We start from the raw sequence: 14,494 nt of genomic DNA on the forward strand, positions 1-14,494 counted from the left end.
CGAAAGAACGCATCCATGTGCCAGCACCAGCCAGCGTGCCCGTCAGCCGACTCCGCCGACCGGGAGGCCGCCAAGCCGTTGGCCAACCACCCGGAACAGGGCTGGAGCCTGCTGTGCAACGGCGTCCTGCTCTTCGAGGACACCGGTGAGCTGCTGCCGGACGGCCAGATCATCGCCCCGCACCGCCCGCTCGCGGCGGCGCACGTGATGAAAGCGGCCTGACCGGCGGCAGTACGGAACGGGAACAGCGCGGAAGAGTACGACGAGGGGCCGGCCCGGGAAGCATTCTCCCGGACCGGCCCCTTCGTCATGCCGTCATGTCATACGAACATGTCATGTCGCTCCACGGGCGCGGTGCCCAGCGGATCAGTTGTCGTACTCGTCCAGCGGCGGGCAGGAGCAGACCAGGTTGCGATCGCCGAAGGCACCGTCGATGCGGCGCACCGGCGGCCAGTACTTCTCCGCGGCCGTGACCCCACCGGGGAAGACGGCCTCGTCGCGGCTGTACGGGTGGTTCCACTCGCCGCCGAGCGCCGCCGCCGTGTGCGGGGAGTTGGCCAGCGGGTTGTCGTCCACCGGCCACTCGCCGCCCGCGACCCGGTCGATCTCGCCGCGGATGGCGATCATCGCGTCGCAGAAGCGGTCGATCTCGGCGAGGTCCTCGGACTCCGTCGGCTCGATCATCAGCGTGCCGGCCACCGGGAACGACATGGTCGGCGCGTGGAAGCCGTAGTCGATCAGGCGCTTGGCGATGTCGTCGACGCTGACGCCCGTCGCCTTCGACAGCGGGCGCAGGTCGATGATGCACTCGTGCGCGACCAGGTTGCCCGGGCCGGTGTAGAGCACCGGGTAGTGCGGCTCCAGGCGCTTGGCGATGTAGTTCGCACCGAGCACGGCCACCTGGGTGGCGCGCTTGAGGCCCTCGCCGCCCATGAGGCGCACGTACGACCAGGAGATCGGCAGGATGCCGGCCGAGCCCCACGGCGCCGCCGAGATCGGGCCGACGCCCGTCTCCGGGCCCGCGGTCGGCTGGAGCGGGTGGTTCGGCAGGTACGGGGCCAGGTGCGCCCGGACACCGACCGGGCCGACGCCCGGGCCGCCGCCGCCGTGCGGGATGCAGAAGGTCTTGTGCAGGTTCAGGTGCGAGACGTCGCCGCCGAAGTGACCCGGCTTGGCCAGACCCACCAGGGCGTTGAGGTTGGCGCCGTCCACGTAGACCTGGCCGCCGGCCTCGTGCACCTGGGCGCAGATGTCGGCGACGTGCTCCTCGAACACACCGTGCGTGGACGGGTACGTGATCATCAGCACGGCGAGCTCGTCGCGGTACTGCTCGATCTTGGCGCGCAGGTCGGCCGTGTCCACCTCGCCGTCGTCGGCGGTCTTGACGACGACGACCTTCATGCCCGCCATTACGGCGCTGGCGGCGTTGGTGCCGTGCGCGGAGGACGGGATGAGGCAGACGGTGCGCTGCTCGTCGCCGTTCGCCCGGTGGTAGGCGCGGACGGCCAGCAGGCCGGCGAGCTCACCCTGGGAGCCGGCGTTGGGCTGAATGGAGACCTTGTCGTAGCCGGTGACCTCGCAGAGACGTTCCTCCAGCTCGGTGATGAGCGTGAGGTACCCCTCGGCCTGCTCGACCGGGGCGAACGGGTGCAGCTGGCCGAATTCGGGCCAGGTGACCGGCTCCATCTCGGTGGTGGCGTTGAGCTTCATGGTGCAGGAGCCCAGCGGGATCATGCCGCGGTCCAGCGCGTAGTCCCTGTCCGCCAGCTTGCGCAGGTAGCGCAGCATCGCGGTCTCGCTGCGGTGCTGGTGGAACACCGGGTGCGCCAGGTAGTCGTCCGAGCGCAGCAGGGCCTCGGGCAGCGCGTCGGCCGTGGTCTCGTCCAGCGCCTCGATGTCCGCGCTCACGCCGAAGGCGGCCCAGACCGCCTCGATGCCGGCGCGCAGCGTCGTCTCGTCGCAGGAGACGGAGACCTGGTCGGCGTCGACCTGGAACAGGTTGACCCCGCCCTCGCGGGCGGCGGCGACGACCTCGGCGGCCTTGCCGGGCACCCGGGCGGTGAGGGTGTCGAAGTACGCGCCGTGCACCAGCTCGACGCCGCCGGCCTTCAGACCGGCCGCGAGCAGGGCCGCGTAGCGGTGCGTACGGCGGGCGATCGTCCGCAGGCCGTCCGGACCGTGGTAGACGGCGTACATGCCGGCCATGACGGCGAGCAGCACCTGCGCGGTGCAGATGTTGCTGGTGGCCTTCTCGCGGCGGATGTGCTGCTCGCGGGTCTGCAGGGCCAGGCGGTACGCCTTGTTGCCGTCCGCGTCCACGGAGACGCCGACGAGGCGGCCCGGCAGCGAGCGGGCGTGCTTGTCCTGGACGGCCATGTAACCGGCGTGCGGGCCGCCGAAGCCCATCGGGACGCCGAAGCGCTGGGTGGTGCCGACGGCGATGTCCGCGCCGAGCGCGCCCGGCGAGGTCAGCAGGGTCAGCGCGAGCAGGTCGGCGGAGACGGCGACGATCGCGCCGAGGCCGTGCGCCTGGTCGATGACCGGCTTGATGTCCCGTACGGCACCGGAGGCGCCCGGGTACTGGACGAGCACACCGTAGACGCCGCGGTCGGCGACCTCGGCCGGGATGCCCTCGGACAGGTCGGCGACGACGATCTCGATGCCGATCGGCTCCGCGCGGGTCTCGATCACGGCGATCGTCTGCGGCAGCGCGTCGGCGTCGACGAGGAAGATGTTGCCCTTGGACTTGCCGACGCGGCGGGCCAGCGTCATGGCCTCGGCGGCCGCGGTGCCCTCGTCGAGCAGCGAGGCGCCCGAGGTCGGCAGCCCGGTCAGGTCGGCGACGACCGTCTGGAAGTTCAGGAGGGCCTCGAGGCGGCCCTGCGAGATCTCGGGCTGGTAGGGCGTGTACGCCGTGTACCAGGCCGGGTTCTCCATCACGTTGCGCAGGATCACCGGCGGAGTGAAGGTCCCGTAGTAGCCGAGACCGATCATCGGGGTGAGGACCTGGTTGCGGTCGGCGAGCGAGCGGAGCTCGGCCAGCACCTCGGCCTCGGTCCGCGCCTCGGGCAGGTTCAGCGCCTCGGCGCTCTTGATCACATCCGGTACCGCGGCAGCGGTCAGTTCGTCCAGCGAGCCGTAGCCCACGTGGGCGAGCATCTTCGCCTGCGCCTCGGCGTCCGGGCCGATGTGGCGCTGCTCGAAGGGGATGCCTCGCTCCAGCTGGGAGAGCGGAATGCGGTTGGCGGTCATGTACGGAGGCCTCCTGGGTCGTACGACCTGCGAGGGGCACCACGGCGCGGGCACCCGGACGGCCTCCCCCTCTGTCATCTCAACCTGAGAGCTTCACCGGAGTCGCGGGGGTGACCCGCGGATTCCGGCTTTCACCGTCGGTGAGGAGGGGAACCGGCACTGCGCGCCCGGTACCCGCCCCTGCTTTCCAGAGTGGCCTCGTCACGTGCGGTACGTATGCCTGAGAGATTCCGGGGAGGATTTGCTCCTTCGGCGCCTCCGTCGTACTCACTCGGAGGACTCTCCCGCACAGGGTCAACAGCCGTCACCCAGCCTACCAGCGAGGTTCTGGGACCTGCCTCGAGTGGCCTGCACTCCGGAAATGCCCTTCTGTAGTCATTACGGAGGAGTTGCGACCATATGGAGGGACCGTGCAGACCGACATCGATCCGCGCAGCCTGATCGGCCGCAAGGCGTTCGACCGCAACGGAACCAAGATCGGCACCGTCGACGAGGTCTACCTCGACGACGCCACGGGCGTGCCCGAATGGGCCGCCGTCCGCACGGGCCTGTTCAGCCGGGACGCCTTCGTCCCGCTGGAGCCGAGCGAGGTCGTCGACGACACCCTGCGGGTCCCCTTCGAGCGCTCCCTCATCAAGGACGCCCCGGATTTCGGCGTCGGCCGCCACCTCTCCCCCGAGCAGGAACTCCAGCTCTACCACCACTACGGACTGGACGTCTCCCTCCCGTCGGACATCCAGCGCGACTTCGGCCGCCTGGCGAACGGCGAGGACACCCCGTAGGACGAGGACACCCGTCAGGCCGCGTCCGCCCCGGCCTGCCCTACGAGGGGCAGCGGATCGGAGGGCTCCAGCTCGGGGTCGTCCACCCGGAAGGTGCGCACCCGGCCCGGCGGCGATCCGGGCCGCTCGAACCGCACGGTCACCCTCCCGACCCCGCTGCCCTGCACCCACCCGGGCCCGTACACGGCGTGCAGTACGTCGCTGCCGGCCGCCCAGCGCCGCTCCGGGGCGGGCTCCGGCTCCCCGGACGCCCCTGGCGGCTCCGCACCCCGCGGGGCCTCCGCGGGCCCTCCAGGCCCTCCAGGCGCCCCGGCCTCAGGGGCACCGGCCGCCTCCGCGGGCGCACCCTCCGCAGCCGCCTCGGCAGCCTCCTGCGCGGCCGCCTCCGCGGCCGCCGCTGCCTCCGCCTCCGCTTCCGCTTCCGCCGCCTTGGACTGCGCGAACAGGTCCTCCTGCGTGTAGTCCGCGAGGCCCGTCACGCCCACCCCCAGCAGCCGGACCCCGCCCGTGGTGTCCACCGCCTCCAGCAGCCGCGCCGCGGCCTCCCGCACCACCGCGGGGTCGTCGGTGGGCCCACGCAGCGTCTCGGAGCGCGTCAGGGTCGAGAAGTCGTACCGCCGCACCTTCAGCACGATCGTGCGCCCCGAGTGCCCCGAGCCCCGCAGCCGCTGCACGCACCGGTCGGCGAGCCGCTGCACCTCGGTCCGGATCCGCACCCGGTCGTGCAGGTCCACGTCGAAGGTGTCCTCCACCGACACGGACTTCGCGTCGCGCTCGGCGACCACCGGCCGGTCGTCCAGCCCCAGCGCCATCCGGTACAGCCCGACGCCGTGCGAGCGCCCGACCATCCGGACCAGCTCGTCCTCGCCGGCCTCGGCGAGCTCCCCGACCGTGGTGATCCCGGCGCGCCGCAGGTGCTCCCCCGTGACGGGCCCCACCCCGGGCAGGGTCCGCACCGACATCGGGGCGAGCAGCTCCCGCTCGGTCCCCGGCTCGATCAGCAGCAGCCCGGCCGGCTTGGCCTCCTCGGACGCCACCTTGGCCAGCATCTTGGACCCCGCCAGCCCCACGGAGCCGCTCAGGCCGGTCGCGGCCCGGATGTCCGCCCGCAGCCGCTCCCCCGTCTCCCGGGCGCTCTGCGAGTCGAAGGCCGTCCCGCCCGCCTCCAGGTCCACGAAGGCCTCGTCCAGGCTGAGGGGCTCCACCAGCGGGGACAGCTCCCGCAGCAGCCCCATGACCACCTCGCTGACCGCCTGGTACAGCCGGAAGCGGGGGATCACGTACGCGCCGTTCGGGCAGAGCCGGCGCGCCTGGGCCGTCGGCATCGCCGAATGCACCCCGAAGCGCCGGGCCTCGTAGGACGCGGTGGCGACCACCCCGCGCGGTCCGAGCCCGCCGACGATCACGGGCTTCCCGCGCAGGCTCGGCTTCGACGCCTGCTCCACGGAGGCGTAGAAGGCGTCCATGTCCAGATGCAGGATGGTCGGCGCGGCTCTCACAGCCCCGATGCTGCCTCATGCCACTGACATTCGGCCGGGGCCGGGCCCCGCGTCTTCGGACCGCGCCGGGAAGCGGGCTCAGCCGGCCCGGTTGCGCCGCGCCGCCAGCTCGTCCGTCGGGTTGTGGCCGACGACCGTCTCGCCGGTGTCCACCCGCTCGCCGTGCAGCTGCGACAACGCGTTCTCCACGTCGCGCCAGACCACGCCCACGGCGATGCCGAAGATGCCCTGCCCGCCCTGGAGCAGGCTCACGACCTGGTCCGGCGAGGTGCACTCGTACACGGTGGCACCGTCGCTCATCAGCGTCATGCGCTCCAGGTCCGAGAATCCGCGGTCGCGCAGGTGCTGGACGGCGGTCCGGATGTTCTGCAGCGCCACCCCGGTGTCCAGGAAGCGCTTGACGATCTTCAGGACGACGACGTCCCGGAAGCTGTAGAGACGCTGGGTCCCGGAGCCGTACGCGGGGCGCACCGTGGGCTCCACCAGCCCGGTGCGCGCCCAGTAGTCGAGCTGGCGGTACGTGATGCCCGCCGCGGCGCACGCGGTCGGTCCCCGGTAGCCCACCTGCTCGGGCGCCGCGTCCGCGCCCACCGGTGCGACCGGCGCGTTGTCCGGCTGACGGCGCGCGGAACCGGCCGCACTGCCGTGGAGCGGGTACGGCCCACCGTCACTCCGCACGGGGATGCCCCCGGTCGTACCGTCGCCCGTGACTCTCACGCCGACCCTCCGTCCTTGACCTGCCCCCTCGAAGGTAGGCAGTCACCAGGGGTGCGTCAACGATCGCCACACTCGGCACGCCGAGTGATAATCACCCTGAGAGTGGTTTCCCGTGTCCTATAGCGGGGAAAGGCTAACCGAATGGGCTGATGCACCCCGTGAACACGCGGCGTGGACGGCACTGCCGGCGGCTCACTGCGGGCCGGTACCGAAGTCCTCCGGCGAGATCTGGTCGAGGAATTCGCGGAACTTCTCCACCTCGTCCTCCTGCTCGTCCGGAATGGCGATTCCGGCGTCGTCCAGCACGCCGTCACTCCCGTAGATCGGCGTCCCGGTGCGCAGGGCCAGCGCTATGGCGTCGGACGGCCGTGCGCTCACCTCGACCCCGCTGGCGAAGACGAGCTCCGCGTAGAAGACGCCCTCCCGCAGATCCGTGATCCGGACCTCGGTGAGCTCCTCGCCGATCGCCTCCAGCACGTCCTTGAACAGGTCGTGCGTCAGCGGCCGGGCAGGGGCCATGCCCTGTTGCGCGAAGGCAATGGCGGTCGCCTCCCCTGGTCCGATCCAGATGGGGAGGTACCGGTCGCCTCCCACTTCACGCAGGAGCACGATCGGTTGGTTGGAGGGCATTTCCACCCGGACACCCACAACGTCGAGCTCGTTCACACAGCAACCCTAGGACCTGCCCGGCAGGTTTGGGTAGTCGGGCCCCCTCGGAGATCCCCGAGGTCAGTGCAGACGGACCCCGAGCGCGGTCTGCACCAAGGCCTCGTGGAGCCGTACGGACAGCCCCGCGAGCTCCTTCAAAGTCGCTTCGGCATGCGCCCTGGTCTGTGGGTTGCGGTGCCGCCGAAGCGGTGCCACGACCTGCTCCACCAGACCCGCCTCGCGGTCCGCGGCGGCCTTCATGGCCCGCAGGTGCCGCGGCTCCAGCCCGAACCGGCCCAGATCCGCCACCAGCCGGGCCACGGTGACCGTCTCGGCGTCGAATCCGCCGCCGGGGGCCTCGCCGATCAGCCCGTACGACTCCCATTCGGCGAGCTGCGCCTCGTCCACCTCGGCCGCGGCGAGCAGCTCGGCGCGCCCCACCCGGGCCGCGGTGGCCCGCTCCCGGCCCACCTCGCCGTAGACGGCGGAAGGGCTCGCGGGATCGACGGAATCCCCGTGCGCCGTGGGCGCGGGGATACGGATCTGCTCGCCGCGGGCGAGCGCGTCCAGCTGCTCGCGGATGACCTTCAGCGGCAGGTAGTGGTCCCGCTGCAACCGCAGGATGCGGGCCAGCCGCTCGACGTCCTCGGTGCTGAACTTGCGGTATCCGGAAGGTGTGCGCCGGGGCTCGACGAGCCCCTCCGCCTCAAGGAAGCGGATCTTCGAGATCGTGACTTCGGGGAACTCGTCGCGCAGCAGCGTGAGCACCGTGCCGATGCTCACCAGCCGCCCGGTCGGGCCGGCGCTTCCGGCGGTGCCGCTCTTCGGGGCACCGCCGGCCGGGATACGCAGCATGGGACCTTCCCTCTGGGGGTGTCCCCCCGGACGGAGTCCGGAGGTGGGGGTCCCCCAGGCGGAGCCCAGGGGGCGGTCAGATGCCCCGCAGGCTCGCGTAGAAGACCATCCGGTACTTGCCGATCTGCACCTCGTCGCCGTTGTGCAGGGCGACCGAGTCGATCGGCTCTCGGTTCACGTACGTGCCGTTGAGGCTGCCCACGTCGGCGACGGTGAAGCCGCCGTCCTGGCTCCTGCGGAACTCGACATGCCGCCGGGAGACCGTGACGTCGTCCAGGAAGATGTCGCTCTGCGGGTGCCGGCCCGCCGTGGTCAGCTCACCGTCCAAGAGGAAGCGGCTGCCGGAGTTGGGGCCGCGCCGCACGATGAGCAGAGCGGAACCCGGAGGCAGAGCTTCCACCGCGGCCTGGGCCTCGGGGGACAGCGAGGACGACACGTGCTGTTGTCCCGACACCTCGGCCTCGTAGGCCTCGAGGCCCGAGATCGAGATGGTGGACGTGGTCTCCGAGGCACGCTCCGGCGTCAGACCCGCCCGCAGCGGCGCACCGCAGTTGGAGCAGAACCGGCTGGCCGCATCGCTGCGGTGTCCGCACCTGCTGCAAACCTGCTCGGCCGACATGGACGGCTCCTCGCGCCGCGGCTGCCCCGCGGAGGCATTGGTGGCATACGGGTCGGGGGCAAACCCTCCACCCGAACTTGAGGTTGATGGTTCACCGAAACCTATGCGTCCGGAACCGGCAGGGTCAACAGACGACGCGCCCGGCGCGCCCGAAACATCCCCCGCGCCTGCGACCTCGTCGCGGAAGAGCGGCCGGTCGCCCTGCCCTTCCACCTCTCCCTGCCCCGCGCGGTGCTTGGCAGCACCGCTTTCCTCACGGTTCTTCTTGCCGAACAACTTCTCAAACAACTTCACGGGCGATTCCCCTTGAACGAAACAGACCCGCCCGTGGGGCAGGACGAACTCCGAATGCACACACCTGCCGACCCGGACATTCTCACAACGTCCGTAACCACCAGACAGTTTCCACCACGCGGGACGACTTCAGTGCGCCGACCCCCCGCAGGCACCAGCCCGCGTGAGCCCGTCCGCGCTCCGTCCCGCGTCACGACGTTGACGACCGAGCGTAGTCAGGCTGCTTCGCAGCCCGCAAGGCATCCACAACGATCTTCGCCGACCGTGTGACGGCGACGGTGGCCTGTTCCTTCTCCAGCGTCTGCACGACACCGCCGGGAATGTTCAGGGCGGGCTCAAGATCCTGCGGCTTGCCGATCACCTTGAACTCATAAGGCTGTGTGATCTTCTTACCGTCGATCCCGACCCCGCCGCCCTCGTCCGAGAAGAACGAGCTCGCCACGATGCGCACCCCGTTGACCTGGATCGCCTCGGCCCCGGCCGCCCGCAGCTCCTGGAGGGTGTCCAGCAGCTGGTCAGACTGCACCTGCCCCTTGGGATCGGTGATCTTCAGCGTGATGCCCGGTCCCTGCGCCGCCACGGTACCGGCCAGGATCCCGAGTTGGCGTTCCTTCTCGACCGTCTGGCGACGGGCCTCCTCGGCCTGGTTCGAGCTGCTCTCCAGCTCCTTGCGCTGGTCCTCCAGCCGCTGCTTCTCGTCCTCCAGGCGCTTGGTCCGCCCGTCGAGCTCGTCGAGGATCCGTACGAGGTCCTCCTGACGGGCCCCGCGCAGCGCGCTGGAGTCGCTGTTCGAGCGCACCTGGATGGCCAGGCCCAGCCCGAGGACGAACAGGAGCAGCGCGACGATCAGTTGGGCCCGGCTCACGCGCGGCGGCCACACCGCCTCCGCCAGCCGCTGCCGACCGCTCCGCGCGGGCCCGGCGGACTTCGCGGCCTGACCGGCTTGGGCGGCCTGACCGGCTTGGGCAGGCCGGCCCGGCTGGGCCGCCTCGCCGGCCGCCGCGGGCTCGGCGGGCCTCGCCGGCTCGTCCTGCGGCGGCAGCTCCGAGCCCATCGGCTCCTCGGGCGGATTGTCGTTCGTACTCATCGGCCTCACGCCCGGAACACGTGCCGGCGGATGGCCGCGGCGTTGGAGAAGATGCGGATGCCGAGGACCACGACCACACCGGTGGACAGCTGCGAGCCGACGCCCAGCTTGTCGCCGAGGAAGACGATCAGCGCCGCGACGACCACGTTCGACAGGAACGACACCACGAAGACCTTGTCGACGAAGATGCCGTCCAGCATCGCGCGCAGGCCCCCGAACACCGCGTCCAGCGCCGCCACCACGGCGATCGGCAGATAAGGCTCGACGACGGCCGGCACTTCGGGCCGGACCAGAAGTCCGACCACCACTCCGGCCACCAGGCCCAGTACCGCGATCACGATGCACCCTTCTTCGGCTCTTCTGCTGTAGCTGTACGTACGGTCAGGCTCGACGCGGCCGGCAGCCGCAGCTCGTCCGCCGCGGACAAGGTGGCGCGGATCCCGTAGTTCTCCTGCAGGGCGTGCAGGTACTGGCCGTCCGCGGAGTTCTGGAACGCGGTACCGAGCCGCTTCTTGTCCCCCACCGCCAGCACCTCGTACGGCGGCACCAGCGGCCTGTTGTCGACCAGTATCGCGTCACCCGCGGCCCTGATCGCCGACAGCGCCGTCAGCCGCTGCCCGTTGATCGAGATGGCCTCGGCGCCGGACTGCCAGAGCCCGTTGACGATCTTCTGCATGTCCCGGTCCCGCAGCCGCCCGGTGTCCGAGAACCCGGCGTTCTCGCGCGGCTTGCCGCCACCGCCCGAGGAGGAGCCCTTCGCGTCGTCCACGACCAGCTTGAGACCGGGTCCCTGGACCTCCGTCGCACCGGACAGCAGCGCCACGAGCTGCCCCTGGTCCCCGCCGTGCTGCTTGAGCGCCTCCCGCTGGCGGCTCGCGACGTTCTCCCGCAGCCGCTCGATGTCCCGCTCCAGGCCGTCCGCGTGCTCGTCGGCCCGCTGCACCCGGTCGATCAGCTCCTGCCGCTCCTTCGCCAGCACCGGCGCGGCTATCCGCGCCTGGGCGGCACCCAGCGTGACGACCATGGCCGCGAGCACGAGCCCGGCGGCGAGCCCCAGCTTGGCCTTCAGGGTGCGCGGCAGACCCGCCGTGCCCTCCGCCTCGCGCCGGGCCGACGCCTCCGCGTAGCCCTCGTCGAGACTGTGGTCCATCACGTGCGTCAGCAGCGACATGGACGCGTCCGGACGCGCGGGAGGCGCCGGCGCCGAACTCCGGTTGTGGGGCGGCTGCGACATGCCGCTCATCGTCGCATGTCGGCGCCGCCCACACCGAATGCGCCCGTCCGGTGGACAGGGGGCGACATCCGCCGCACCCCGCCCACCGGACCACGCCGTTTCCGTCGGCTGCGGGCGCTCAGTGCCCGGCGCCGTCCACCACGCCCGCCCACTCGTCCAGCAGCGCCTGCGCGGACGCGTCGTCGGGACCCTCGGCCCACAGGTGCGTGACCGCCTCCGCCGGGTCCGGCAGGACCAGCGCCCACCGCCCGTCGGCCTCGACCACCCGCACACCGTCGGTGGTGTCCACCTGCCGGTCCCCCGCCGCCTCCACGACCCGCCGCATGACGAGCCCCTTCACCGCCCACGGAGTCGGCACGTCCCGCTTGAGTACATGGGCTCGCGGTATGCGCGCATCGATCTGGCTCAGCGTGAGCTGCGTCCGCGCCACCAGCCCGATCAGCTGGACGAACGCCGCCGACCCGTCGAAGACGCTGCTGAACTCCGGGACGATGTAGCCGCCCCGGCCGTCTCCGCCGAAGATCGTGTTCTCGGCCCGGCCCACGCGCGTCAGGTCGTCGGGAGAGGTCGTCGTCCACTCCACCTGTGTCCCGTGGTACGCCGCCACCTGCTCGGCGATCCGGGTCGTGGTCACCGGCAGCGCCACCTTGCCACTGCGCTTCTCGGCGGCCACCAGGTCGAGCAGCACCAGCAGTGCCCGGTCGTCCTCGATGATCCGCCCGCGCTCGTCCACCAGGGAGATCCGCTCACCCACCGGGTCGAAGCGCACTCCGAAGGCGGCCCGTGCCGAGGCCACGATCTCCCCGAGCCGCACCAGCCCGGCCCGCCGGGACTCCGCGGTCTCCGTCGGCCGGGACTCGTCGAGCCCCGGGTTGATCGTCAGCGCGTCCACCTCGAGCCGGCCCAGCAGGCTGGGCAGGACCAGCCCGGCGCTGCCGTTGGAGGCGTCCACGACCACCTTGAGCCCGGAATCGGCGACGCCGGTCGTGTCGACCCGGCGCAGCAGGGAACCCGTATAGGCGTCGAAGACGCTGCCCGGGAACTGGAGGTCGCCGATCTCGCCCGGGAACGCGCGCCGGTACTCCTGCCGCGCGTACACCCGGTCCAGCTTGCGCTGCTGCTGGAGCGAGAGGTCCGCTCCCCGCTCGTCGAGGAACATGATGTCGACCGAGTCCGGCACTCCGGGCGAGGTCCGCACCACGATCCCGCCCGCGGTACCGCGCGCGGTCTGCTGCCGGGCCACCGGCAGCGGTACGTTCTCCAGGTCGCGTACGTTGATCGCACTGCACTGCAGTGCCGAGATCACCGCCCGCTTGAGCGCTCTCGCGCCGCGGGAGTGGTCACGGGCCGTGGTGACCGTCGCGCCCTTCTTCAGGGTCGTCGCGTACGCACCGGCGAGCCGGACCACCAGCTCGGGGGTGATCTCCACGTTCAGGATGCCGGTGACTCCGCGGGCGCCGAACAGATGCGCCTGACCGCGGGACTCCCAGATCACCGACGTGTTGACGAAGGCGCCGGCCTCGATCGTCTTGAAGGGGTAGACCCGCACGTTCCCCTGAATGATCGATTCCTCACCGACCAGGCACTCGTCACCGATGACGGCGCCGTCCTCGATCCGGGCGGCCCGCATGATGTCGGTGTTCTTGCCGATGACGCAGCCGCGCAGATTGCTGTGGGGCCCGATGTAGACGTTGTCGTGGATGACGGCCCTGTGCAGGAAGGCCCCGCTCTTCACGACGACGTTCGAACCGACGACCGTGTGCTCGCGGATCTCCACGCCGGCCTCGACCTTGGCGTAGTCCCCGATGTACAGCGGCCCGCGCAGCACGGCGTCCGGGCTCACCTCGGCGCCTTCGGCGATCCACACGCCGGGCGAGATCTCGAAGCCGTCCATCTCGACCTGGACCTTGCCTTCGAGTACGTCGGCCTGCGCCTTGACGTAGCTCTCGTGCGTGCCGACGTCCTCCCAGTAGCCCTCGGCCACATAGCCGTAGATCGGCCGGCCTTCCTTCATCAGCTGCGGGAAGACATCGCCGGACCAGTCCACCGGAACGTCCGGGTCCACGTAATTGAAGACCTCGGGCTCCATCACGTAGATGCCGGTGTTGACGGTGTCCGAGAACACCTGCCCCCATGTCGGCTTTTCGAGGAAGCGCTCGACCTTGCCTTCCTCGTCCACGATGGTGATGCCGAATTCCAGCGGGTTCGGCACCCGGGTCAGGCACACCGTGACGAGTGCGCCCTTCTGTTTGTGGAAGCGGATGAGATCGGTGAGGTCGAAGTCGGTGAGCGCATCGCCGGAAATGACGAGGAAAGCATCGTCCTTCAAGGCCTCCTCGGCGTTCTTCACACTGCCGGCAGTGCCGAGTGGCTTCTCCTCGTTGGCATAGGTGAGCTCCATTCCGAGCTCCTCGCCGTCACCGAAGTAGTTCTTGACGAGTGACGCCAAGAACTGGACGGTAACAACGGTCTCACTGAGCCCATGCCGCTTGAGCAGCCTGAGCACGTGCTCCATGATCGGCCGGTTGGCAACCGGCAGGAGCGGCTTGGGCATGCTCGAGGTCATGGGGCGAAGGCGAGTGCCTTCACCACCGGCCATCACGACGGCCTTCATGTCGGAAGAGTCCTCCTTGAGAGACGACGTTCTCGCCGACCTCACCCGTCCCGGACGGTGACTCCGCAACTCCTCCGCGTCAGCCCCACGCCGAGCGAGCTCAATCGGCCGTGGTGTCCGCCTTCACGAGCCGACGGACTTGCACCACGTAAAGGATTCCTGCCCACCAGTAGAGGGTTGTACCCCATCCGGCGAACGCCCATCCGAAAACTGCCCCCATCCAGGCCAACCAACCCGTACCGTCACTGAGCAACAGCAGGGGGAAGGCGTACATCAGGTTGAAGGTCGCGGCCTTCCCGAGGAAGTTGACCTGCGGCGGCGGATAGCCGTGACGGCGCAGGATCCAGACCATGACCAGCAGCATCAGCTCACGGGCCACCAGCGCCCCGGTGAGCCACAGCGGCAGAATGTCTCGATAGGTCAGGCCGAAGAGCGTGGAGAGGATGTACAGCCGGTCCGCGGCCGGATCCAGCAGCCGACCGAGGTTGCTGATCTGATTCCAGCGCCGCGCCAGCTTCCCGTCGAGGTAGTCGCTGACCCCACTGAGCATGAGCACGGCCAGTGCCCAGCCGTCGTGCTTCTCCAGAATCAGCCAGAGGAACAGGGGCACGCCGGCGAGGCGAGCCATGCTCAGGATGTTCGGAATGGTGAAAATTCGGTCCGTCTGAACCCGAGTCTCCTGGACCTCCACCCGGGGGCCTCCACTGTTGAACGTACGAACGATGCCTCCTGACCCTACAGGAAGCCGCACCGGCCCAGAACGCAGAAAAGCCCCGTACCGGATACCCGGTACGGGGCTTTTCTACAATGATTGTTCGGCGGCGTCCTACTCTCCCACAGGGTCCCCCCTGCAGTACCATCGGCGCTGAAAGGCTTAGCTTCCGGGTTCGGAA

Annotated in this window: 13 protein-coding genes, 1 rRNA gene and 1 riboswitch; of the genes, 2 read left to right on the plus strand and 12 right to left on the minus strand. The window is 70.4% G+C overall.

Features of this window, described 5'->3' with window-relative positions; translation table 11 throughout:
• Window positions 1–15: 15 nt before the first annotated feature.
• Window positions 16–222: a DUF5999 family protein gene (locus IF02_RS0118760; RefSeq protein ID WP_030158404.1), complete on the plus strand. Its 207-nt coding sequence runs from the start codon at window positions 16–18 to the stop codon at window positions 220–222.
• 144 nt (window positions 223–366) lie between these two features.
• On the opposite strand, the gene gcvP is transcribed toward IF02_RS0118760, so the two are convergent.
• Window positions 367–3,252, minus strand: coding sequence for an aminomethyl-transferring glycine dehydrogenase (gene gcvP / locus IF02_RS0118765; RefSeq protein ID WP_030158405.1), 2,886 nt, complete (start codon window positions 3,250–3,252; stop codon window positions 367–369).
• 198 nt (window positions 3,253–3,450) lie between these two features.
• Window positions 3,451–3,549: riboswitch (glycine riboswitch) on the minus strand.
• 113 nt (window positions 3,550–3,662) lie between these two features.
• Between gcvP and IF02_RS0118770 the strand changes: the two genes are divergently transcribed.
• Entirely contained in the window at window positions 3,663–4,034 is a 372-nt protein-coding gene (locus IF02_RS0118770) for a PRC-barrel domain-containing protein (RefSeq protein WP_030158407.1), read from the plus strand.
• A 14-nt stretch (window positions 4,035–4,048) separates the two neighbouring features.
• Here the strand turns inward: IF02_RS0118770 and IF02_RS0118775 are convergent, their stop codons facing one another.
• From IF02_RS0118775 to rrf, 11 genes are all read right to left on the minus strand, one after another.
• Window positions 4,049–5,533 (minus strand): DNA polymerase IV, encoded by a 1,485-nt coding sequence (locus IF02_RS0118775; protein ID WP_037836562.1) that lies wholly within the window; start codon window positions 5,531–5,533, stop codon window positions 4,049–4,051.
• Between the two features lie 78 nt (window positions 5,534–5,611).
• Window positions 5,612–6,250 (minus strand): MerR family transcriptional regulator, encoded by a 639-nt coding sequence (locus IF02_RS0118780; RefSeq protein WP_030158413.1) that lies wholly within the window; start codon window positions 6,248–6,250, stop codon window positions 5,612–5,614.
• Between the two features lie 192 nt (window positions 6,251–6,442).
• The gene (locus tag IF02_RS0118785) at window positions 6,443–6,916 is read right to left on the minus strand and encodes a bifunctional nuclease family protein (protein ID WP_030009777.1); all 474 of its coding nucleotides are present in this window, start codon (window positions 6,914–6,916) and stop codon (window positions 6,443–6,445) included.
• 63 nt (window positions 6,917–6,979) lie between these two features.
• Complete coding sequence (locus IF02_RS0118790; RefSeq protein ID WP_030158417.1) at window positions 6,980–7,753, minus strand: MerR family transcriptional regulator; 774 nt, start codon at window positions 7,751–7,753, stop codon at window positions 6,980–6,982.
• Window positions 7,754–7,829: 76 nt separating this feature from the next.
• Window positions 7,830–8,726 (minus strand): FHA domain-containing protein, encoded by an 897-nt coding sequence (locus IF02_RS33820; RefSeq protein WP_078622164.1) that lies wholly within the window; start codon window positions 8,724–8,726, stop codon window positions 7,830–7,832.
• A gap of 130 nt (window positions 8,727–8,856) precedes the next feature.
• Entirely contained in the window at window positions 8,857–9,753 is an 897-nt protein-coding gene (locus tag IF02_RS0118800; RefSeq protein ID WP_030158421.1) for a DUF881 domain-containing protein, read from the minus strand.
• Window positions 9,754–9,758: 5 nt separating this feature from the next.
• Window positions 9,759–10,091, minus strand: a complete 333-nt coding sequence (locus IF02_RS0118805; RefSeq protein WP_030158423.1) for a small basic family protein — start codon at window positions 10,089–10,091, stop codon at window positions 9,759–9,761.
• Complete coding sequence (locus IF02_RS0118810) at window positions 10,088–10,996, minus strand: DUF881 domain-containing protein (protein WP_030158424.1); 909 nt, start codon at window positions 10,994–10,996, stop codon at window positions 10,088–10,090. Before IF02_RS0118810 ends, IF02_RS0118805 begins: the two co-directional genes overlap by 4 nt.
• Window positions 10,997–11,105: 109 nt before the next feature.
• Complete coding sequence (locus IF02_RS0118815) at window positions 11,106–13,601, minus strand: mannose-1-phosphate guanyltransferase (RefSeq protein ID WP_030158425.1); 2,496 nt, start codon at window positions 13,599–13,601, stop codon at window positions 11,106–11,108.
• 100 nt (window positions 13,602–13,701) lie between these two features.
• Window positions 13,702–14,292 (minus strand): CDP-alcohol phosphatidyltransferase family protein, encoded by a 591-nt coding sequence (locus tag IF02_RS0118820; protein WP_030158426.1) that lies wholly within the window; start codon window positions 14,290–14,292, stop codon window positions 13,702–13,704.
• 122 nt (window positions 14,293–14,414) lie between these two features.
• Window positions 14,415–14,494: ribosomal RNA gene (gene rrf, locus IF02_RS0118825) — 5S ribosomal RNA — on the minus strand; the annotation flags it as partial.

The sequence above is a fragment of the Streptomyces sp. NRRL S-244 genome, from assembly GCF_000717915.1.
Classification (GTDB): domain Bacteria; phylum Actinomycetota; class Actinomycetes; order Streptomycetales; family Streptomycetaceae; genus Streptomyces.

Excerpts from the sequence above, each read along its gene's own strand:
- IF02_RS0118800 (WP_030158421.1), bottom strand. The coding sequence starts at position 9,753 with ATGAGTACGAACGACAATCCGCCCGAGGAGCCGATGGGCTCGGAGCTG.
- gcvP (WP_030158405.1), bottom strand. The coding sequence starts at position 3,252 with ATGACCGCCAACCGCATTCCGCTCTCCCAGCTGGAGCGAGGCATCCCC.
- IF02_RS0118815 (WP_030158425.1), bottom strand. The coding sequence starts at position 13,601 with ATGAAGGCCGTCGTGATGGCCGGTGGTGAAGGCACTCGCCTTCGCCCC.
- IF02_RS0118810 (WP_030158424.1), bottom strand. The coding sequence starts at position 10,996 with ATGAGCGGCATGTCGCAGCCGCCCCACAACCGGAGTTCGGCGCCGGCG.
- IF02_RS0118790 (WP_030158417.1), bottom strand. The coding sequence starts at position 7,753 with ATGCTGCGTATCCCGGCCGGCGGTGCCCCGAAGAGCGGCACCGCCGGA.
- IF02_RS0118760 (WP_030158404.1), top strand. The coding sequence starts at position 16 with ATGTGCCAGCACCAGCCAGCGTGCCCGTCAGCCGACTCCGCCGACCGG.